The 20,249-nt window shown below is 46.3% G+C and carries 23 protein-coding genes, 1 pseudogene and 1 riboswitch; of the genes and pseudogenes, 17 read left to right on the forward strand and 7 right to left on the reverse strand.

The annotated features are described in order from the left end of the window. The first annotated feature begins 2 nt into the window (after positions 1–2). The gene (locus tag FHQ23_RS02910) at positions 3–392 is read left to right on the forward strand and encodes a type II toxin-antitoxin system VapC family toxin (protein WP_139612968.1); all 390 of its coding nucleotides are present in this window, start codon (positions 3–5) and stop codon (positions 390–392) included. A 24-nt stretch (positions 393–416) separates the two neighbouring features. On the opposite strand, the gene moaE is transcribed toward FHQ23_RS02910, so the two are convergent. The 4 genes from moaE to moaA all read right to left on the reverse strand — a co-directional run bounded on the left by moaE (position 417) and on the right by moaA (position 2,702). Continuing rightward, positions 417–872, reverse strand: coding sequence for a molybdopterin synthase catalytic subunit MoaE (gene moaE / locus FHQ23_RS02915; protein WP_139612969.1), 456 nt, complete (start codon positions 870–872; stop codon positions 417–419). A 14-nt stretch (positions 873–886) separates the two neighbouring features. Beyond that, on the reverse strand, positions 887–1,132 hold the full coding sequence (moaD, locus tag FHQ23_RS02920) for a molybdopterin synthase sulfur carrier subunit (RefSeq protein ID WP_139612970.1): 246 nt from the start codon (positions 1,130–1,132) through the stop codon (positions 887–889). Beyond that, positions 1,125–1,613: a cyclic pyranopterin monophosphate synthase MoaC gene (moaC, locus tag FHQ23_RS02925; protein WP_132967346.1), complete on the reverse strand. Its 489-nt coding sequence runs from the start codon at positions 1,611–1,613 to the stop codon at positions 1,125–1,127. Before moaC ends, moaD begins: the two co-directional genes overlap by 8 nt. A 45-nt stretch (positions 1,614–1,658) precedes the next feature. Beyond that, complete coding sequence (moaA, locus tag FHQ23_RS02930) at positions 1,659–2,702, reverse strand: GTP 3',8-cyclase MoaA (protein ID WP_139612971.1); 1,044 nt, start codon at positions 2,700–2,702, stop codon at positions 1,659–1,661. Next, a riboswitch (molybdenum cofactor riboswitch) is annotated at positions 2,692–2,836 on the reverse strand. It overlaps the preceding gene by 11 nt. A 174-nt stretch (positions 2,837–3,010) precedes the next feature. Between moaA and FHQ23_RS02935 the strand changes: the two genes are divergently transcribed. Then, on the forward strand, positions 3,011–3,946 hold the full coding sequence (locus FHQ23_RS02935; protein ID WP_139612972.1) for a gluconeogenesis factor YvcK family protein: 936 nt from the start codon (positions 3,011–3,013) through the stop codon (positions 3,944–3,946). A gap of 27 nt (positions 3,947–3,973) precedes the next feature. Here FHQ23_RS02935 and sohB read toward each other — a convergent pair whose 3' ends face one another. Further along, positions 3,974–5,032 carry a protease SohB gene (gene sohB, locus FHQ23_RS02940; RefSeq protein ID WP_139612973.1) on the reverse strand — a complete coding sequence of 353 codons (1,059 nt, stop codon included), beginning with the start codon at positions 5,030–5,032 and terminating at the stop codon, positions 3,974–3,976. A 186-nt stretch (positions 5,033–5,218) separates the two neighbouring features. Here sohB and trpE point away from each other — a divergent pair, with 186 nt between their 5' ends. From trpE to FHQ23_RS12695, 12 genes and pseudogenes are all read left to right on the forward strand, one after another. Then, positions 5,219–6,766 (forward strand): anthranilate synthase component I, encoded by a 1,548-nt coding sequence (trpE, locus tag FHQ23_RS02945; protein WP_139612974.1) that lies wholly within the window; start codon positions 5,219–5,221, stop codon positions 6,764–6,766. A 63-nt stretch (positions 6,767–6,829) separates the two neighbouring features. Continuing rightward, positions 6,830–7,120, forward strand: coding sequence for a BrnT family toxin (locus FHQ23_RS02950; RefSeq protein WP_139612975.1), 291 nt, complete (start codon positions 6,830–6,832; stop codon positions 7,118–7,120). Next, positions 7,117–7,329: a BrnA antitoxin family protein gene (locus FHQ23_RS02955; RefSeq protein ID WP_139609067.1), complete on the forward strand. Its 213-nt coding sequence runs from the start codon at positions 7,117–7,119 to the stop codon at positions 7,327–7,329. The genes FHQ23_RS02950 and FHQ23_RS02955 overlap by 4 nt, the downstream gene beginning before the upstream one ends. A 207-nt stretch (positions 7,330–7,536) precedes the next feature. Then, entirely contained in the window at positions 7,537–8,124 is a 588-nt protein-coding gene (locus FHQ23_RS02960; RefSeq protein WP_139612976.1) for an aminodeoxychorismate/anthranilate synthase component II, read from the forward strand. Continuing rightward, positions 8,121–8,504 (forward strand): tautomerase family protein, encoded by a 384-nt coding sequence (locus FHQ23_RS02965; protein ID WP_139610532.1) that lies wholly within the window; start codon positions 8,121–8,123, stop codon positions 8,502–8,504. Before FHQ23_RS02960 ends, FHQ23_RS02965 begins: the two co-directional genes overlap by 4 nt. A gap of 5 nt (positions 8,505–8,509) precedes the next feature. After that, entirely contained in the window at positions 8,510–9,511 is a 1,002-nt protein-coding gene (gene trpD / locus FHQ23_RS02970; protein WP_139612977.1) for an anthranilate phosphoribosyltransferase, read from the forward strand. An 8-nt stretch (positions 9,512–9,519) separates the two neighbouring features. Beyond that, positions 9,520–10,167: a glutathione S-transferase family protein gene (locus FHQ23_RS02975; protein ID WP_139612978.1), complete on the forward strand. Its 648-nt coding sequence runs from the start codon at positions 9,520–9,522 to the stop codon at positions 10,165–10,167. Between the two features lie 34 nt (positions 10,168–10,201). Beyond that, positions 10,202–11,602: a bifunctional indole-3-glycerol-phosphate synthase TrpC/phosphoribosylanthranilate isomerase TrpF gene (trpCF, locus tag FHQ23_RS02980; protein WP_139612979.1), complete on the forward strand. Its 1,401-nt coding sequence runs from the start codon at positions 10,202–10,204 to the stop codon at positions 11,600–11,602. A 65-nt stretch (positions 11,603–11,667) separates the two neighbouring features. Beyond that, positions 11,668–12,177 carry an REP-associated tyrosine transposase gene (locus tag FHQ23_RS02985; RefSeq protein WP_139612980.1) on the forward strand — a complete coding sequence of 170 codons (510 nt, stop codon included), beginning with the start codon at positions 11,668–11,670 and terminating at the stop codon, positions 12,175–12,177. An 85-nt stretch (positions 12,178–12,262) separates the two neighbouring features. Next, a complete protein-coding gene (trpB, locus tag FHQ23_RS02990) occupies positions 12,263–13,465 on the forward strand; it encodes a tryptophan synthase subunit beta (protein ID WP_139612981.1) in 1,203 nt (400 codons plus the stop codon). Next, positions 13,462–14,271 carry a tryptophan synthase subunit alpha gene (gene trpA, locus FHQ23_RS02995; RefSeq protein WP_139612982.1) on the forward strand — a complete coding sequence of 270 codons (810 nt, stop codon included), beginning with the start codon at positions 13,462–13,464 and terminating at the stop codon, positions 14,269–14,271. Before trpB ends, trpA begins: the two co-directional genes overlap by 4 nt. A gap of 120 nt (positions 14,272–14,391) precedes the next feature. Continuing rightward, a pseudogene (locus tag FHQ23_RS12695) lies at positions 14,392–14,451 on the forward strand (hypothetical protein); the annotation flags it as partial. Positions 14,452–14,474: 23 nt separating this feature from the next. On the opposite strand, the gene FHQ23_RS03000 reads toward FHQ23_RS12695, so the two are convergent. Continuing rightward, the gene (locus tag FHQ23_RS03000; RefSeq protein WP_139612983.1) at positions 14,475–14,882 is read right to left on the reverse strand and encodes a GFA family protein; all 408 of its coding nucleotides are present in this window, start codon (positions 14,880–14,882) and stop codon (positions 14,475–14,477) included. 86 nt (positions 14,883–14,968) lie between these two features. Next, a complete protein-coding gene (gene mdh / locus FHQ23_RS03005; RefSeq protein ID WP_139612984.1) occupies positions 14,969–15,904 on the reverse strand; it encodes a malate dehydrogenase in 936 nt (311 codons plus the stop codon). A gap of 303 nt (positions 15,905–16,207) precedes the next feature. On the opposite strand from mdh, the gene argR reads away from it, so the two are divergent. From argR to mrcB, 3 genes are all read left to right on the forward strand, one after another. Continuing rightward, positions 16,208–16,678: a transcriptional regulator ArgR gene (gene argR / locus FHQ23_RS03010; RefSeq protein WP_139612985.1), complete on the forward strand. Its 471-nt coding sequence runs from the start codon at positions 16,208–16,210 to the stop codon at positions 16,676–16,678. A gap of 79 nt (positions 16,679–16,757) precedes the next feature. Then, entirely contained in the window at positions 16,758–17,657 is a 900-nt protein-coding gene (locus FHQ23_RS03015; protein ID WP_139612986.1) for a TIGR01777 family oxidoreductase, read from the forward strand. Positions 17,658–17,868: 211 nt separating this feature from the next. After that, positions 17,869–20,214, forward strand: a complete 2,346-nt coding sequence (mrcB, locus tag FHQ23_RS03020; protein WP_139612991.1) for a penicillin-binding protein 1B — start codon at positions 17,869–17,871, stop codon at positions 20,212–20,214. Positions 20,215–20,249: the final 35 nt, after the last annotated feature.

A 20,249-nucleotide genomic window follows, 5' to 3' on the forward strand; every position in this document is an offset into this window, starting at 1 on the left:
TAATGAAATTCCTATTGGATACTAACGCTGTTATTGCACTATTAAAAAATAACACTGCATTTCATCAACAATTAAGAGCACATCAGCCTAGTGATTTTGTGTTATCAAGTATTGTTATGTATGAACTTTATTATGGTGTGGAGAAAAGTCAACGCAAACAGCAAAATCGCGCAAAATTAGAAACATTGCCTTTTGAAGTTCTTGCCTTCAGCAACGATGACGCCCAAATAGCAGGGCAAATTCGAGCCTCTTTAGAGCAAAAAGGCACACCTATCGGCAGCTATGACACTTTAATTGCCGCACAGGCAATAAGTAATCAACTTATCTTGATTACTTACAACACAAAAGCATTCCAACGAATCGAACAATTAAGCTATGAGGATTGGCAGTAAGAGGATTGGCAGTAAATAGCGCCATTACCACTTCGCCGCCGCATGTTTGTCACTTGCCCGCTCTTCGATCCAGCGTTCGCCATTATCGGTCAACTCTTTTTTCCAAAATGGCGCTTGGGTTTTTAGGTAGTCCATAATAAATTCATTGGCTTGGTAGGCATCGCCACGATGCTTGCAACTCACGCCAACCAAGACGATTTCATCGCCGGTTTGCAACTCTCCGACACGGTGGATCAACTGCACTCGTTGCATTTCCCAGCGTTGGCAAGCCTGGGCTACAATCTCGTTCAGTGCTTTTTCCGTCATTGCCGGGTAATGCTCCAAATAAAGTTTTTCTACACTGTCACCCAGATTCATCTCGCGTACTTTGCCGATAAACAGTACAACAGCCCCACTGCTTTTCGGCTCAGATAACCATTGGTAAACCGCACTTTGATCAAATTCTGCGGTTTGTACCGCAACCCGAATTTCTGTTGCCATGTTTGTCTGCACCGTTATCCCCCAGTCACTGGCGGAAAAAAGGCAATTTCGTCGCCATTTTGAAGTAGGCTATCCAGTGGCATCAACGTTTGGTTGATTGCCACCAGCAATTTGTCGCTTTGCAGTGCCAACGCCCATTTCTCCCCTTTGGCTGCCAAATATTGGCGCAACGCTTCAGCAGTGGCAAACTCCGCTTCCAGTTGCAGCTCGTCAGTGTCGATCAACTCTCGCACTTGCGCAAAGAACAATACTTTAATCATTTTTTCCCTCAACCGAAAAATCGCCCGACTTACCGCCGCTTTTGCTCAGCAACCGCACTTGCTCAATCACAATGTCTTTTTGCACCGCTTTGCACATGTCGTAAATCGTCAACGCTGCCACCGAAGCCGCCGTCAGCGCCTCCATTTCCACACCGGTTTTGCCGCTTAAACGGCACAGGCTTTCTATCCGCACCTGGTTGGTTGCTGGAAGTGCGGTCAGATTGACTTCAACTTTGGTGAGTAACAACGGGTGGCACAACGGAATCAGTTCCCATGTGCGTTTTGCTGCTTGAATACCGGCAATGCGGGCGGTAGCAAACACATCGCCTTTATGGTGATCGCCATTTAAAATCATCTGCAACGTTTGTGCCGACATGGTCACCAGCGCTTCGGCACGGGCTTCACGCACGGTTTCAGCTTTGTTGCCGACATCGACCATATTGGCTTCGCCGTTACTGTTGATATGGGTAAATTGCTGCATACATTCTCTTTAAGATAGGTCGGACATTCGCCCGATATTGATAATTCAACCGCCAATCGACGCCAAGTGCGGTCGCACTCCGCTGTCGCCTTGATGCAGATAGTGATGTTCGCGTTTTTGCTGCAACGCCGAGAAGAGCCTTGCCTGCAACGGGGCTTGCTGCCAATCCTGTTGCAGCAAATCACGCAGTTCAACCCCCTCTTCCCCAAATAAGCAGAGGTGCAACTGCCCTTTGGCAGAGACACGCAGGCGGTTGCAATCGGCGCAGAAATCTTTGGAATAGGGCATAATCAAACCGATTGCCCCTTGGTAATCCGGGTGCTTCAGCACCTTAGCCGGTCCATCAGTTATCGCACGGTTTTGCAGCTGCCAGCCGTTTTGCAGCAACTGTTCCATCAGCACTGAACCGGACAAATGGTGACGATCAAAAAAGTGATCCATTTCCCCGGTTTGCATTAATTCGATAAAACGCATCTCGATCGGACGATGTTTAATCCAGGCTAAAAATGCCGCAAAATCTTTATCGTTCAAGCCTTTCATCAGCACCGAATTGACTTTAATTTGCTGATAGCCCGCCTCAAATGCTTTATCAATCCCTTCCATCACTTGATGAAACAGATTCTCACCGGTAATTTGATGGAACATTTTCGGATCAAGACTGTCAACGCTGACATTGATCGCATCCAGCCCGGCTGCACGCCATTCTGCCACTGATTTCGCCATGCGATAGCCGTTGGTGGTCAGCGCAATTTTTTTGATCTTAGCGTTGGCACGCACCGTTTCGATGATCTGGGTGAAATCTTTGCGCAGCGTCGGCTCGCCGCCGGTGATCCGCACTTTCTCGGTTCCCATTGCCGCAAAGCCGTTGATCAAACGTCGAATTTCGTTCAACTGTAGAAACGACGGTTTGTTGTTTTGCGGTTGATAACCATTCGGCAAGCAGTAATTACACTTAAAATTACACACGTCGGTGATGGAGAGACGCAAATATTGGTATTGCCGCTTAAAGCGGTCAACCAACTGCTGAGGCTGATTTTGTTGCAATGGCACAAAACCAACCGGAATGTTATGTATTCGGATTTGCTGCATTCTGACACCTTTCTAAACACGAGCGGATAAGCCGTTTCCAGCGTATCCGGCGTAGCACAAAACAACTGTGCTAACAGGCTTGCTGCCCTATTCTTGCAAACGTAGGCGAGACAAGCTCGGAGTGATATGCGTTGTTAAATTTTGCTTAATTTTATCATTCCCAGCCGCAAGCGCAATCCCTGCATGGATGTAATTGCGACTATTTGCTGCATTTGTGATCTGACCACGTTTCAAAGTGCGCTAATTTAGCGGATAATGCAAATAAGCCCCAGAAATAATGACAAAATCAGATAAAAAACAAACACTATATGAACCCACATCTGCATAATTTGACGCAACTCAACCAATTACAACAAGTGGTCGCCATCGGTGGCGGGCACGGTCTCGGACGTTTGATGTCTTCGCTCGGTTTTCTCAAAGAGCGGTTGACCGGCATTGTCACCACCACTGACAACGGTGGCTCAACCGGGCGTATCCGCTTGCAACACGGTGGTATCGCTTGGGGCGATTTACGCAATTGTATTAACCAAATTATCACTGAGCCTAGCACAGCCTCCGCACTATTTGAGTACCGTTTCAGCGGTAATGGCGATTTGGCAGGGCATAATCTTGGCAATTTGATGTTGAAAGCGTTGGAAGACATGAAAATTCGTCCATTGGAGGGGGTCAATTTGATCCGCACTTTGTTACGCGTGCGTTGTCATCTGATTCCGATGTCGGAAACGCCAGTACACTTAGGCGCCAAGCTACACTCCGGTGCCACTGTTGTCGGCGAAGTAAATATCGACAAGTTAACCGAACTGCCGAAAAGGCTGTTTTTGATCCCACAAGTCAGCGCCACGCCGGAAGCTGTCAGCGCTTTGCAACAAGCCGAGTTGATTCTGCTGGGTCCCGGCAGCTTTCTAACCAGTATTATGCCGCCACTACTGTTGCCTGAAATCGCACAAGCCCTGCAAAGCACCGCCGCCAAAATTATGTTTATTGACAATCTAGGCGTAGAACACAGCCCGGCTGCGACACTCTCACTCGCACAGCGGATTGACTGGATAGAAAAAACCATCGGTCAAAAACTTAATAACAAAAGTGCGGTTGACGGCATTATCACCTACCCCGAAGCACACTATCAGGATCTGTTGCACAAGACCATCGTCGCAGAGAAGCTGAATGATGATGATATCATCTACCGCCACAACCGCACTTTGCTGTGTAAGAGCATCGATAAGTTATTGGCAAAGCTACAATAACCTCTATTTTCTCAACGTACGGTTAGGTTAATACAAGCTACGATTGCTGCGTTGTAGCCAACGCAGCAGTAGATTATCGCTACTCTCTTCTGCTTGCTTGCCGATTTTTTGCATTAAAGATTTTTTCTGGGTGAATTTCACTTCCAACACATCTTTGTGTTGCAACGCCGTTAAGATCACATCATCACTGGTGGCGATTTCATCAACTAAGCCCAAATCTAACGCCTGCTGCCCAAACCAATGTTCCCCAGTAGCGATTTTTTCCAAATCCAAGTTTTGACGGTGATTGGCGACAAAATCTTTGAACAATTGATGGGTTTCTTCCAGCTCCTGCTGGAATTTCTCGCGTCCTTTTTCGGTGTTTTCGCCTAAAATCGTCATGGTGCGTTTGTATTCGCCAGCGGTCATCACCTCAACATCCACATCATGTTTTTTCAGTAAACGGTGAATATTCGGAATCTGCGCCACCACACCGACCGAGCCGATCACCGCAAACGGGGCAGAAACAATTTTATCCGCCACACACGCCATCATATAGCCTCCGCTGGCTGCCACTTTATCGACTGCAACCGTTAATTTGATGCCTTTTTGTTTTAAGCGAGCTAGCTGTGATGCTGCTAAACCATAACCGTGTACCACCCCACCAGGACTTTCCAAACGCAGCAGCACCTCATCTTCCGCTTTTGCCACCGCCAAGATCGCACTGATTTCATCCGCCAATGCCGCTGTGCCACTGGCTTGAATATCACCTTTAAAATTCAACACATACACACAAGGTTTCGCTGTTTGCTCAGCTTCTTGACCGCTCTTTGCCGCTTGCTTGTTCGCTTTAGCCTGCAACTTTTGCTGTTTTTTGCGTGCTTTTTCTTGCTGTTTCACTTGTTCATCAGTCAAGCGAAAATCGGCTAATTTTTGCTGATTATCCTGATACTTTTTCGCCAAATCGGTAATTTTCAGCTCCCCGACCGCACTTTGCTCTTTTTGCCGCAAACTAACAATAAAAGCAAAAATCGCCGCAATCACCAATAAAACAGTAAGCACCTCGAGGATAAACACCCCGTAATTGATTAAAACTTCAGACCACATGGTTTTCCCTTATTAATAAATATCCCATTGCCAATAAATTAAAGGATTATCATACACTATTCCACTTTTTTCTACTTAACCGCACTGGCTAATTTATCTATTTCTGCCAAAATATAAAAAACAACTTGACCAAATCCCCTTGTACTAGTTTAATAGTACAAAAATAAAACCTGAATGGGATTTCTAATGCCGTATATACATATCACCCAACAAGCCGTTGATTATCACCCTGATCCAACAGCCATTTTTGCTACATTGTGCCAAAATAAAACCAATACGCTGTTGCTGGAATCTGCCGAGATTCAAAGCAAGAACAGCCTGACCAGTTTGCTGTTTATCAACAGCGCTTTGAAAATCACCTGTCAGGATAAAAGCGTCACATTTAGCGCATTAACTGCCAGTGGAAAGGCAGTATTACCGCACATTGCAAAAACGTTACAGGGTTTAGCGGAATCCTTGCATACTGAACATGATGATCATTTGACCGCACTTTTCGCCGAATTGGATCCTAATTTGGACGAAGACAACAAATTACAGGCGGCGACGGTATTTGACGGTTTGCGTGTGATTAACCAACTGTTTAGCGAGCCTGAAAGTGCGGTTTATCTCGGCGGTTTGTTTGCCTACGATCTGGTGGCAGGATTTATCCCGATGGACAATATCACGCTGCAAGACGATCAAATCAGCTGCCCAGACTACTGTTTTTATTTAGCCGAACAGTTATTACGGCTCGATCACCAGCAACAATCGGCAACATTGCAAACCTTCTGCTTTAGCGCTGAACAACAACCGCACTTGGCTTTAAGCGCTGAAAAAATCAAACAGCAATTGTGCCAAATTCAGGATCAGTTAGCCATTCAAGCTGCGCCAACCGATATTCGTGTCAATATTGAAGATCCCGAATTCAAGCAGATTATTGAGCGGTTAAAACAGCATATTTATGTCGGCGATGTGTTCCAAATCGTGCCGTCACGCCGTTTTTCCATCGAATGCCCAAATCCGTTGGCAACCTACCGCCGTTTAAAAATCACCAATCCAAGCCCGTATATGTTCTATATGCACGACGATGATTTTATTCTGTTCGGTGCTTCACCGGAAAGTGCGTTAAAATACAGCCAAGACAGCCGTCAGCTAGAAATCTACCCGATTGCCGGCTCCCGCCCACGCGGTTTTGATCAACAGGGTCGTATTGATCCGGAACTGGATGCACGTTTGGAACTGGAGCTGCGTTTGGATAAAAAAGAGTTGGCAGAGCACTTGATGCTGGTTGATTTGGCGCGTAATGACGTTGCCCGAGTTTGTCAAAGCGGCAGCCGCCAAGTGAAAGAGCTGATGCAAGTGGATCGCTACTCGCACATTATGCATCTGGTTTCACGAGTGGTTGGCAAGTTGCGTCCCGAACTGGACGCCTTGCACGCCTATCAAGCCTGCATGAATATGGGGACGCTGACCGGCGCCCCGAAAATCAAAGCGATGCAGTTGATTTACCAATTTGAACAACAGAAGCGCCACAGCTACGGCGGCGCAGTCGGCTACCTCAGCTCCGACGGCAATTTCGACACCTGCATCGTGATCCGCTCTGCTTTCGTGCAAAACGGCATCGCCCACATCCAAGCCGGCTGCGGCGAAGTGCTGGATTCCGATCCGCAAATGGAAGCGGACGAAACACGGCATAAGGCAAGAGCGGTGATTAATGCGATTGTGCAAACAAATCTGAATAACCCAAGCCAATAAAGTTGATTTTTTGAACAACCATAAATACAATATATGTACAAAAAGGAGCTTGAATTATAACCTATGTTTACTGTTGATGGATTTGAATGGGATAGTAACAAAGCTAAAATCAATCATAAAAAACACGGTATTACCTTTGAAGAAGCTATTAGTGTTTTTTACGATGATAATGCGCTATTACAGCCAGACCCAACTCATTCATTTCTAGAAGAACGCTTTCTGTTATTAGGATTAAGCGAAGTAAGTAATATGTTGGTTGTTGTGCATTGCGAACGTGATAATAATATTCGGATTATCTCCGCAAGGTTAGCAACAAAAAACGAAACCGAACAATATAGGAAAAAATTACGATGAAACCAGAATATGATTTTTCTAATGCTGTCAAAAATCCCTATGCTAAAAATTTAAAAAGTAAAAAAGTGGTTACTATTCGGATTGATGATGAATCTGTGGATTATTTTAAGCAACTATCCAAAGAAATGAATATGCCCTATCAAACCTTAATCAATCTCTATTTGCGTGATTGCGTCAAAACCGGGCGTAAACCGGTTTTACAATGGTGATAGTTATACACACAAAACCGCACTTTTGTGTGTATATTCGAATAACGCACACAAGAAATCGAGTTTTCTTGTGTGCTTGTAACCTATTCTCCCGAAACAACTTAATCCCCTCCTTTCCGACAGAAACCCCTTGACAAAAATTAACTGTACTAGTTTAATAGTACAAAACAAATTTGAGGTAACACCTCTTAAGCATTGGATAACAAAATGGCGAAAATCGTATTTATTGATAATTTTGATTCGTTTACCTACAACTTGGTCGATCAATTTCGGGTGTTGGGGCATCAGGTGGTGATTTACCGTAATGACAGCGAGTTGGATCATCTGCTGAAAACCGCACTTGCCGAGCCGGATACCCTTGTTGCGCTTTCGCCCGGCCCGGGCAATCCGGCAGAAGCGGGCAATTTGCTGGCGTTAATTCGTGAGCTGAAAGGCAAAGTGCCGATGATCGGCATCTGTTTGGGACATCAAGCGATTATCGAGGCCTTTGGTGGCAAAATCGTACATGCTGGCGAAATTCTGCACGGCAAGGTGTCGCAGATTGAACACGATCAACAAGCGATGTTTCAAAATTTGCCCAATCCGATGCCGGTCGCCCGCTATCACTCACTCATGGGCACGGAAATTCCGGCGGAGTTTGATGTGAATGCCCAATACGGTGAGATTGTGATGGCAGTGCGCCACCGCACTTTGCCAATTTGCAGTTTTCAATTTCACCCCGAATCCATCTTAACCGTACAAGGTTCGCAGTTGCTGGCGCAAAGCATCGACTGGTTATTAGGAGCGCAAGCATGATCGTTGTTTATGGCTTAAAACACCGTTTGAATCCGATTAAAAAAGAGCTGTCTGATGTCATCCATCGCTGTATGATGTTTGCTTTGGATTTTCCCGAACATAAACGGGTGCAACGTTTTATTGCACTGGACGCCGAAGACTATTACTACCCGTCTGACCGTAGCGACGCTTACACGATTATTGAGATCAATATGATGAGCGGACGCAGTGTGGAGGCGAAAAAATTATTGATCCGTATGCTGTTTGATGAGATTTATAAACAGCTAAAAATCAAACCGTCCGATATTGAGATCACCATCAAAGAGCAAGAACCCCATTGTTGGGGATTCCGTGGTATGACCGGTGACGAAGCCAGTTTCAACTATAATACAAAAAGGTAGTCCGCATGGAATTGCAAGCATTATTAGAGATTTTATTCAGTAACCAGGCTCTGAACCAGCAGCAAAGCCACACCCTGTTTAGCGCGATTGTGCAAGGTAAACTGAGCAACGAACAACTTGCCGCAGCGCTGATTGCGCTTAAATTGCGCGGTGAAAGCATTGCAGAAATCGCTGGCGCGGTTGCTGCCTTGCAACAAGCCGCCGAGCCATTTCCACGTCCGGATTATATTTTTGCCGATATCGTCGGCACCGGCGGCGACGGCGCCAACACCATCAATATCTCCACTGCCAGCGCCATTGTAGCGGCGACACTGGGCGCCAAAATCGCCAAGCACGGCAACCGCAGCGTGTCGAGCAAAACCGGTGCCAGCGATGTGCTGACCGCACTTGGGGTCAATATCAACATGAGTGCAGACAACGCCCGCCAAGCGCTAGATCAAATTGGGGTCTGTTTTCTGTTTGCGCAACAGTATCATTTGGGCTTCAAATATGCGATGCCGGTGCGCAACGCATTAAAAACCCGGACGATTTTCAATATCTTGGGACCACTCAGCAATCCGGCTAAACCAAAGCATCAGCTGCTCGGTGTTTATACGCCGGAGTTGCTGAAGCCTTATGCCGAAACCGCATTGACACTTGGACATCAACACTCTTTCGTGGTGCACGGTGCCGGCTTGGACGAAGTGGCGTTGCACGGCAAAACCGAAGTGGCGGAAATTCGTGACGGCAGGATTGAATATTACAGCCTCAGCCCGTATGATTTCGGTTTCGAACCACAGCCGTTAGAGGTATTGCGCGGCGGTGAACCGGCAGAAAATGCCAAGATGATCTCCGCACTATTGCAAGGCAAAGGCGATCAATATCACGCTCAGGCAGTAGCGATCAATACCGCACTTTTGCTGAAACTGTTCGGACATGAGGATCTGAAACACAATGCGGAAATGGTGTTAGACTGTCTTGCAACCGGTAAACCGTTTGACACCTTGCAGCAACTGGCAAGTTATTAGGAGCGACAATGTACCGGCTTTTCATCGCCAATAAAACTAATTCCAGCTGGTCACTGCGCCCGTGGATTTTATTGCAACAATTAGCGATTCCATTTGAAGAAGTGCAACTCTATTTTCAGCCCGATAAAAAGCAGCAAAAACTGGATTTTTTGCAAGCTTCGCCGACTGCAAAAGTGCCGGCATTGCAGCATAACGCTGAGATCATTTGGGACAGCTTGGCGATTGCAGAATATATTGCCGAAGAGTATCCGCAAGTGTGGGCAAGACAACGCAACGCCCGTGCGTGGTCACGTTGTGCCTGTGCGGAAATGCACTCGTCATTTGTGGCGCTACGCAGCCAATGCAGCATGAATACACAAAAATTTATCACGTTAGATCAAATTGATAGTGCACTTGCCGCTGATCTGGCACGCATTAATCAACTCTGGACAGAAGGGCTAACCCGTTTCGACGGCGAATTTCTCGCAGGCAGCCGCTTCACCGCTGTTGATGCGTTTTTCGCCCCGGTGGTGATCCGCTTAATCCATTACGGACTAATGAATTATCTCAGCCCCACTGCCAGATCCTACGCAGAGCGGATCTATCGGCTGCCAAGTATGCAAAAATGGTTAACACAGGCGGAACTGGAAAAAGATCGCCCGATTCGTAATCCTTAAAAATGAAAGAAAAATAAAGGTAAAACCGGTGAATATGGATAACAAACCCACAATCTTACAAAAAATCATCAACGATAAAATCGAATGGGTGAAAAACAAAAAAGCGGCATTGCCGTTGGCGCAATTTCAGGATCAAGTGCAACGTTCCGAGCGTGATTTCTATCAAGCATTGAGCCAAGGCACACACCAACGCCCTGCTTATATTTTAGAATGCAAAAAAGCCTCTCCGTCAAAAGGCTTGATCCGTGATGACTTCAACTTAGCGCAAATTGCCAACGTATATAAACATTATGCCTCGGCAATTTCGGTGCTGACCGATGAAAAATATTTTCAGGGCAATTTCGATTTTATCGCCCAAGTGCGGTCAATTGCGCCACAACCGATTTTGTGCAAAGACTTTATGATTGACGAATATCAGGTTTATCTGGCACGTTATCATCAAGCCGATGCGATCTTGCTGATGTTGTCGGTGGTGGACGATGCAACCTATCTCAAATTAGCAAATTTGGCACACGATTTGGGCATGGGCGTGCTGACCGAAACCTCGAACCAAGCAGAACTGGAAAGAGCGGTCAAACTCAATGCCAGAGTGATCGGTATTAACAATCGTGATCTACACGATCTGAGTGTTGATCTCAAGCGCACGCCGCCACTCGCACAGCAAATCCCGGCAGATCGGATTATTATCAGCGAATCGGGGATCTACAATCACCAACAAATTCAGCAACTGAAACCGTATGTACACGCCTTTTTAATCGGCAGCAGCCTAATGGGCGACGACGATCTGCAAAGTGCGGTGCGGCAAGTGATCTATGGCGAAAATAAAGTCTGCGGTTTAACCCGTGCGCAAGATGTCAAAGCGGTGTATCAGCACGGCGCGCTATACGGCGGCATGATTTTTGCTGAAAAATCGCCACGCAAAGTCAGCCTTGAGCAAGCCAAGCACCTGATTAACGCTGCCCCGCTGCGCTTTGTCGGCGTATTTCAAAATCAAGATTTAGCTTATATTGCCGATATCGCCCATCAATTAAAACTGTTTGCGGTGCAACTGCACGGCAATGAAAGCCATGAGTTTATGCAACAACTGCGTGACAAACTACCGACGGCGTGCCAAATTTGGAATGTGATTTCGGTCGATATCGACAACCACGAACAGATTAAGCTGGCGGATGATCCGCTGATTGATCGTTTCCTATTCGACAGCAAAGTGCAAGGGCAACAAGGCGGCACCGGTCTGATTTTCGATTGGACTTTGATCCCGCACAATATTAAAAAACGCACCATTTTAGCCGGCGGCATCAAACAGGAAAATATCGAACAAGCCTTAATCCAAGGCTGTTTGGGTGTAGATGTCAACTCCGGCGTGGAAATTGCACCGGGGATTAAAGATGAATATAAGATTGCGGAATTATTGGACACTATTATCCGATATTAATTTTTTGTAGGGGCGGATTATATATCCGCCCGTGTACGAAGCTCGATATAGCTATTTACCTGGAAATGATAAAACAGCATAATCAAAAACCGATAAGGCGTAAAATGCGCTTACCTTGTTATGATTATAATGAGGCTGGTTGCTACTTTATTACTATTTGCATTCACCAACGGCGAAACTTATTAGGTCAAATACAAAATGGTATTATGCTATTAAACGCAGCAGGAAAAGAAACTGAATCCATTTTAATCTCAATGGAAAAACGATATCAGGATTGTAAATTAGCCGAATATATTATTATGCCAAACCATATTCATTTTATTTGGATCAATGAATTGGGAAAAACTAATCTACCTGATGCGATAAAATGGTTAAAAGTCGTATCAACAAACGCCTATATCAGAGGTGTAAAAAATGATAATTGGTTGCCATTCCATCAAAGGCTATGGCAGAGAGGATATTATGATCATATTATTCGCAATGAACAAGATTATGAAATTATTGCAGAATATATTGAGAATAACCCGTTACAGTGGGAATTAGATAAATTATATCAAATTGATCTAAACCCATAACAAAGCAGTATCACGTTCCGTTCGGGCGGATATACAATCCGCCCCTACTTTGTCTAATAAATTAGTCATTATTAGGATAAACTAAATGAGCAATAAAACCCTACTCGATCCCTATTTCGGCGAATTTGGCGGTATGTATGTGCCGGAAATTCTAGTACCGGTGCTGCAACAACTGGAAAAAGCCTTTGTGGAAGCCAAAGATGATCCGGCATTTATCACTGAATTTAACGATTTGCTGAAAAACTATGCCGGTCGTCCAACCGCACTGACCCTATGCCGCAATTTGACCCAAGGCTCGAAAACCAAGCTCTACCTGAAACGGGAAGATTTGCTGCACGGCGGTGCCCATAAAACCAACCAAGTGCTAGGACAGGCGTTATTGGCGATCCGCATGGGCAAAAGCGAAATCATCGCTGAAACCGGCGCCGGACAACATGGTGTTGCCACGGCGATTGCTTGTGCGATGCTCGGTTTAAAATGCCGCATTTATATGGGCGCAAAAGATGTGGAACGCCAGTCGCCGAATGTATTCCGTATGCGCCTGATGGGGGCAGAAGTGATTCCGGTCAATAAAGGCTCATGTTCACTGAAAGACGCCTGTTGCGAGGCGATGCGCGATTGGTCCGCCAACTACGATAAAGCACATTACCTGCTCGGCACGGCGGCTGGTCCGCATCCGTTCCCGACCATAGTGCGTGAATTCCAAAAAATGATCGGTGAAGAGACCAAACGCCAAGTGCTGGAGCGTGAAGGACGCTTGCCGGATGCGGTGATTGCCTGCGTCGGCGGCGGCTCCAATGCGATCGGCATGTTTAGCGATTTTATCGATGAAAGTACGGTGCGCTTAATCGGCATCGAACCGGCGGGGCTAGGCATTGAAAGCGGGCAACACGGTGCGCCGTTGAAACACGCCAATGTCGGTATCTATTTCGGTATGAAATCCCCGATTATGCAAACCGAAGACGGACAAATCGAAGAGTCATATTCGATTTCTGCTGGTTTAGATTTTCCGTCCGTCGGCCCGCAGCACGCTTATTTGCATGCGATTGGACGTGCCGAATACGAGTCGATCACCGATGATGAAGCGCTTGATGCGTTCCAACAACTGGCACAGCACGAAGGGATTATCCCGGCATTGGAGTCCTCACATGCGTTGGCGTATGCGTTAAAAATGATTAAACAAAATCCTGATCAGAAACAATTGTTAGTGGTCAATCTATCCGGACGCGGCGATAAAGATATTTTCACCGTCGATAAAATTTTAAGCGAAAAAGGGGCAAAAGCATGAGCCGTTTTGATCAGCTGTTTCAGCAACTCAACAACCAAAATGAGGGCGCTTTCGTGCCGTTCGTCACCCTGTGCGATCCGGATTTAGACCGCTCTTTTGAGATTATTTGCAGTTTGGTCGACAACGGTGCCGATGCGTTGGAATTGGGCTTTCCGTTTTCCGATCCCTTGTTGGACGGCCCAGTGATCCAAGCCGCCAACAACCGCGCACTGAATGCCGGTTGCAGCACCAAAGAGTGCTTTGTGTTATTGGACAAAGTGCGGTCAAAGTATCCAGAGATTCCCATCAGTCTATTGCTGTGTGCCAATTTGATTTTCGCCAAAGGCTTGGATAGCTTCTACCGACAATGCCAACAAAGTGGCGTCGATGCGGTGCTGGTTGCCGATGTACCGTTGTTAGCATGTGAGCCGTATGTTGCGGCGGCGAAAAAATTCGGCGTGCAGCCGGTGTTTATCTGCCCACCGAATGCCGACAGCGAGACGATTCAAGCCGTTGCTGAAAACAGCGAAGGCTACACTTATTTAGTTTCACGCGCCGGGGTCACCAGCGCCGAAAATCAAAGCCACGCAGCAAATTTAGATCATTTGATTAAACAACTGAAAACGCACAATGCAGCGCCAATTTTACAAGGCTTCGGCATCGCCCAGCCGCAACAGGTAATCGATGCGTTAAACAGTGGCGCTGCCGGGGCGATTTCCGGCTCGGCGATTGTCAAAATTATTGAAAATAATTTGGATAACCAAGCGGAAATGCTACGTCTGTTAGCAGAATTTGTGCGCAACATGAAAGCCGCAACCATTGGCTAAAGCTATTACCCATCACAACAAAGATGAATCTGATCTGCCCCCAAAAGCCGGGCTCCAAAACCGGCTGATTAAGGCGCAGATTTTTATGATTAAATATAACCAATCTTTTAAGAATCAGTCGATGAAATGGAGCAAGTGGTGCATGAATATATTACTTATTACCACCACGAACGAATTCAATTAAAGCGTTCAACTTTTTTCAGTCATAGCGAATTGCTGCCAAATTTTTCTAAGACTTGCTGTTCTGTTAGCATCTCCGTTTTCGTCGCTAAATCGCAATACTCCGCTTTCTTATCGGTAAAAATTTGCAAGGTTAATTTAAGATTTTTTTCATGCTGAAATAAACCAGCCGAAATTTCATACATTGATGAATCTAATAGATGATAATACAGATGGGTACCGCACTTTTGGCAAAATGCCCGCTCCGCCCATTCAGAAGAGTGATAGTGCGTAATATTTTCAAAGCCATTAATGCGTGGTTTTTCATGAGTCTCTAGTGCAAAAAAAGCACTGCCCGCCCATTGTCGGCACATAGAGCAATGACAAGCTGCTACATGGTGATTTGTTTCAATTTGTAATTTAACCGCACCACACAAACATTCTCCCTGCATAAATCCTCCGTTTCATATTACAAATCACATAGCAAAAAGCCGCTAACGGTAGTAGCGGCTTCTCTTCATAACATCACGAATCGAACTTAGTTATTCACAAATTTCTCGCCCAATTCGATATCGGCTTTCAAGGTCGGCAGCATGTCTTCAATCGCTTGTTGTTCAAATGCACTCAGGGTACCGATTGGTAGAATTTCTTCCACCCCGTTTTTGCCTAAACGCACCGGCTCAGCGAAGAAACGGGCATATTTGCCGTCGCCTTCAACGTAGCTGTACTCAACCGCAATTTCGCCACTCAATCCTTTCAGTACAGAAATACCGAAACGTGCCGCCGCTTGTGCCATTGACAACGTTGCTGATCCGCCACCGGCTTTGGCTTCCACCACCTCAGTGCCGGCATTTTGAATGCGCTTAGTCAGGCTTGCCACTTCTTCATCAGTCCAGCTCACACCAGCCACTTGTGACAGCAATGGCAGAATCGTCACGCCGGAATGTCCGCCGATCACCGGCACTTTCACCTTATCTAACGCAACATTTTTCAATTCAGCAACAAAGGTTTCAGAGCGGATCACATCTAATGTGGTGACACCAAACAGTTTGTTTTTGTCGTAAACACCGGCTTTTTTCAGCACTTCTGCTGCAATCGCCACCGTGGTATTGACCGGATTAGTGATGATGCCGATACACGCTTTCGGGCAAGTTGCAGCCACTTTTTCCACCAAATTACGAATAATGCTAGCGTTAATATTGAATAAATCAGAACGATCCATACCCGGTTTTCTCGCTACCCCAGCAGAGATCAACACCAAATCCGCCCCAACCAGTGCCGGAGTCGGATCTTCTCCGGCAAAACCCGATGCTTTAACCGCCGTTGGAATGTGGCTGATATCTTTTGCAACACCCGGCGTGACCGGTGCAATATCATAAAGGGAAAGTTCTGTTCCTGCCGGACATTGTAATTTAAGCAATAATGCCAGTGCTTGACCGATACCGCCTGCGGCGCCCAAAACTGCTACTTTCATTCAGAAACTCCTTAGAAATTAATCAATAAAAAATGAATTAAACTGCCGTTAAGTGTAAGGTGTTTGAATTGGTAATTCAAATAGATAAGTTCAATATTGAGAGCTTGAGCATACTTTTGTTAAAAATAACACCCTGCATTTTCCTCTGTGTGCCTTCACCGCTCACAAAACCGACAGCGAGATCGACGCTATTGGAAATTTTGATTGCTTTTTGTGAGAATAATATGCAATATTTATGCAATTTTTTTGCATAGTAATGACTTAGCACAACTATGATAACCATAATATGATAACCATAATTTTATGAACATAGATAACAAACCGGATTCTTTAAGCAATGCTTTTCGCTCGTTGCTTGCCGAAGAAAAGTATGCCTCTCAGAGCGAAATTGTTGAGGCATTGCAACAACAAGGCTTTAGCCAAGTCAATCAATCGAAAATATCGCGTATGTTAGCGAAATTTGGCGCAGTTCGGATTCGTAATTCCAAAATGCAAACCGTTTATTGCCTGCCGCCGGAACTCAGTTTGCCGCATACCAGTAGCCCGTTGAAAAATTTGGTGCTGGATATTGATTACAATGCGGCGGTGATTGTGATTCGCACCAGCCCAGGTGGCGCTCAATTAATTGCTCGTCTGCTGGATTCAATGGGGAAAAACGAAGGTATTTTAGGCACGATCGCCGGTGACGACACGGTGTTCATCACGCCAACCCGTAACACCGAAATCACCCGTTTAATGTCGAATATTCAATATTTATTTGAGACCTCGCTTTAATTTTTGCCCTTTGCCGCTTGCTTTTTGCTGTCTAATTGCCTAAAACGGTATTCAGTAACGTTTATTTTGAGGAGTGGATATGAAAATCTTTATCACCGGCGGCACGGGTCTTATCGGACAGGTTCTCACTCGCTCCTTGCTATCGCAAGGGCATCAACTGACCCTTTTAAGCCGCAATCCTGCACAAGCACGCAGCAAATTTCCCGATTTGGATCTGGAATTTGTACCGACCCTGAACAGCTATTCCAGTTTCGATCAATATAATGCAGTGATCAACCTCGCCGGCGAGCCGATTTTTGACAAGGCATGGCACGATGAGCAGAAAAAACAGCTGATCGACAGCCGCATCAAAATCACCGAGCGTTTAGTGGAGCTAATTAATGCCGGCAAAACGCCACCACACAGCTTTATCTCCGGTTCCGCCGTCGGCTATTACGGTGATAATGGCGAAAGTGCGGTCAGCGAGGACAATCCGAAAGGCGATCAATTTCCGGCGCAACTCTGTTATCAATGGGAACAAGCAGCGCTGCAAGCCAACAGCCGTACCTGCCTGCTGCGCACTGCCAATGTGCTGTCAACACACGGCGGTGCATTGGCAAAAATGCTGCCGCTGTATAAGTACGGTTTAGGCGGCAAGCTGGGTTCCGGCAAACAGTATTGGGCATGGATCCACCGCCAAGATATGGTGGCGGCAATTGAATTTCTGCTTAATCACCCGACTTGCCAAGGCGCCTTTAACCTGTGTAGCCCGAATCCGGTGCGCAACCGTGAGTTTAACCGCACTTTGGCTAACACCTTGCACCGACCGCACTTTGCCTTTGTGCCGGCGTTTATGCTCAAACTGGTGTTCGGTGAACGGGCGCAGTTGCTGTTGGACAGCCAAAATATTTTGCCTTGCCGTTTAATCAAAGCCGGGTTTGAATTCCGCTTCGACAAGCTTGCCGACGCCTTGCACGATTGCATTAAAAACAAGAGTTAAATGTAGGGTCTGGTGATGTTTGTTTATATAGATCCTAGATTATTGTTACGGTTTTGGCTGTCGGCTATGGTACAATTTGCGCTCATTTACACACAACAAACCGAAACGCATGACTGCCGCAAAAAAGACAATGCCAAATTCAACCGCTGCTAAAAAAAACAAATCAAAATCGGCGTCAGCACCGAAAAGTTTTAACCGCCGCAACTGCCTGATGTTCGGGCTGAAAGTCGGTTTTACCGCACTTTGCTGTATGGCGTTTTACTTGATCTATTTGGACGGACAAATTCGTTCCAAAATGGACGGCAAATTGTGGCAACTGCCGGCAGAAGTTTACGGTAATATTCAAAGTGTGCGCCGCTCCGACAGTGATTCGCTGAATCAAATCACAAGCCTATTACTGGACAACGGCTACCGCCAAACCAACTTATTAGGCACACCGGGCGATTTCAAACTGGAAAACGGCAGCATTGTGTTAATCCGCCGTGCTTTTCCGTTCCCGGACGGTGCCGAGCCACAGCGTGTATTGCGGCTGCGTTTTAATCAAAATAAATTGAACGTTATCGAAGACTTGGTCAATCGCCGTACCGTTGATGAATTTCGTTTTGACCCCAAGTTGATCGCAATGTTGCAATCTAACAACGAAGATCGCCTCGCAACACCACTGCATCAATACCCGCGCTTATTAATCGATACCCTGTTGTTGGTGGAAGATCGCCGTTTTTATCAACATGATGGCGTAAGTCTGTTGGGGATTAGCCGCGCCTTGATCACCAATATTCAAGCCGGACAAACAGTGCAAGGTGGCAGCACCTTGACCCAACAATTGGTGAAAAATCTGTTTTTAAGCAATGAACGCAGCCTAACGCGTAAAGTGAATGAGGCGTTAATGGCAGTGCTGATGGATGCTCGTTATGATAAAAACCGAATTTTGGAAACCTATCTGAACGAAGTCTATCTGGCACAAGACGGCGACACCCAAATTCACGGCTTCGCCTTGGCAAGCCAGTTCTTTTTCGGACGTCCGGTGCAAGAAATCAGCCTCGACCAAATTGCGTTATTGGTCGGTATGGTGAAAGGTCCGTCGCTGTATAACCCGTGGCGCAACCCAAATAACGCTTTACAACGGCGCAATGTGGTGCTGAAAACCATGTTGGAACACACAATCATCGATCAAAAATTGTATGATCTACTCAGTGCTCGTCCGCTTGGAGTGCAGGCTCGCGGCTCAATTAACAAATCGCAACCGGCATTTATGCAGTTGTTACAACAAGATCTGCAACAGCAATTGAGCGAAGCGAAAGCCAATAATCTGTCCGGCGCACGCATTTTCACTACCTTAAACAGCCAGAAACAGCGTGCTGCTGAGCGCGCCTTGATCAACGCGGTGCAACAATTAAAAGTGAAACAAAAAATTGCCGATTTGGAATCAGCAATGGTCGTTGCGGATTATCGCAACGGCGCCGTGTTGGCAATGGTTGGCGGCGTACAAACCCAATATGCCGGTTTCAACCGTGCATTACGTTCACAGCGTCAAATCGGCTCGTTGGTGAAACCGCCGGTCTATCTTGCCGCCTTATCAGAACCACAAAATTTTCGGCTGAATACCCCGATTGAAAACCGCCCTTTAACGATTAAAATCAAAGGCAGTGCCGACTGGCAACCACGCAACTATGATAATAAATTTGGTGGTTCGGTGATGTTGTTAGATGCATTGGTACGTTCGCTAAATGTGCCGACGGTCAACATCGGTATGAAAGTGGGCTTGGATAAAGTGATCGATGTGCAGCAGGCGATGGGTTGGGATCAAATTAAAATTCCAAAAGTGCCTGCGATGTTGCTAGGTTCTTATTCGATTTCGCCTTATGACGTGACTAAACTGTATCAAGTCATCGCCAATGAAGGCAAAAAAATTCCACTTTCTGCGATTGAAAGTGTGTATCAACGCAACGGCGAAGTGATTTATCAGCGGGCATTCGAGCCGCAACAAGTGGTTGCGGAGGAGGCTGCGATTCAAACGTTGTATGCAATGCAACAAGCCGTAGAACGTGGCACCGGACGCAGTTTGCAACAAAATTTTGCCCAATACCGTTTAGCCGGCAAAACAGGCACCACCAACGAGGCGCGTGATACTTGGTTTGTCGGTATTGACGGTGAAAATGTCACCACGGTTTGGTTGGGACGTGACAACAACGGCAAAACCGGCTTGACCGGTGCCAGTGGCGCACTCAGCGTATATCGTGAATACCTCAGTTTGATGCCGCCAACGGTATTAAATTTACCTAAATCCGATAATCTACAGTGGGTTGGCATTAACGATTACGGCAGTTGGAATTGCAACAGCGCACGTACGATTCCAGTGTGGACAGATAAAAACCAGAATTTCTGCACTGCCCCAGTAGTCGTTCCGAGCGGCGCGGCTGCGGCAACCTCACTGCAGGATGCTGCACCAAGTGACGTTGAAAGTGCGGTTGAAAAACAACCGAGTATCTGGGATGTATTAGAGTTACAGCAAGACAGCGCTCCGGCACCGGTGGAGGATGCCCAGCCGAGCCGCTAACCAGCCGACAGCCTAATTTTAGGCATAGTAGACAA

It is taken from the genome of Testudinibacter crocodili, assembly GCF_006228025.1.
In the GTDB taxonomy this organism is placed as follows: Bacteria; Pseudomonadota; Gammaproteobacteria; order Enterobacterales; family Pasteurellaceae; genus Chelonobacter.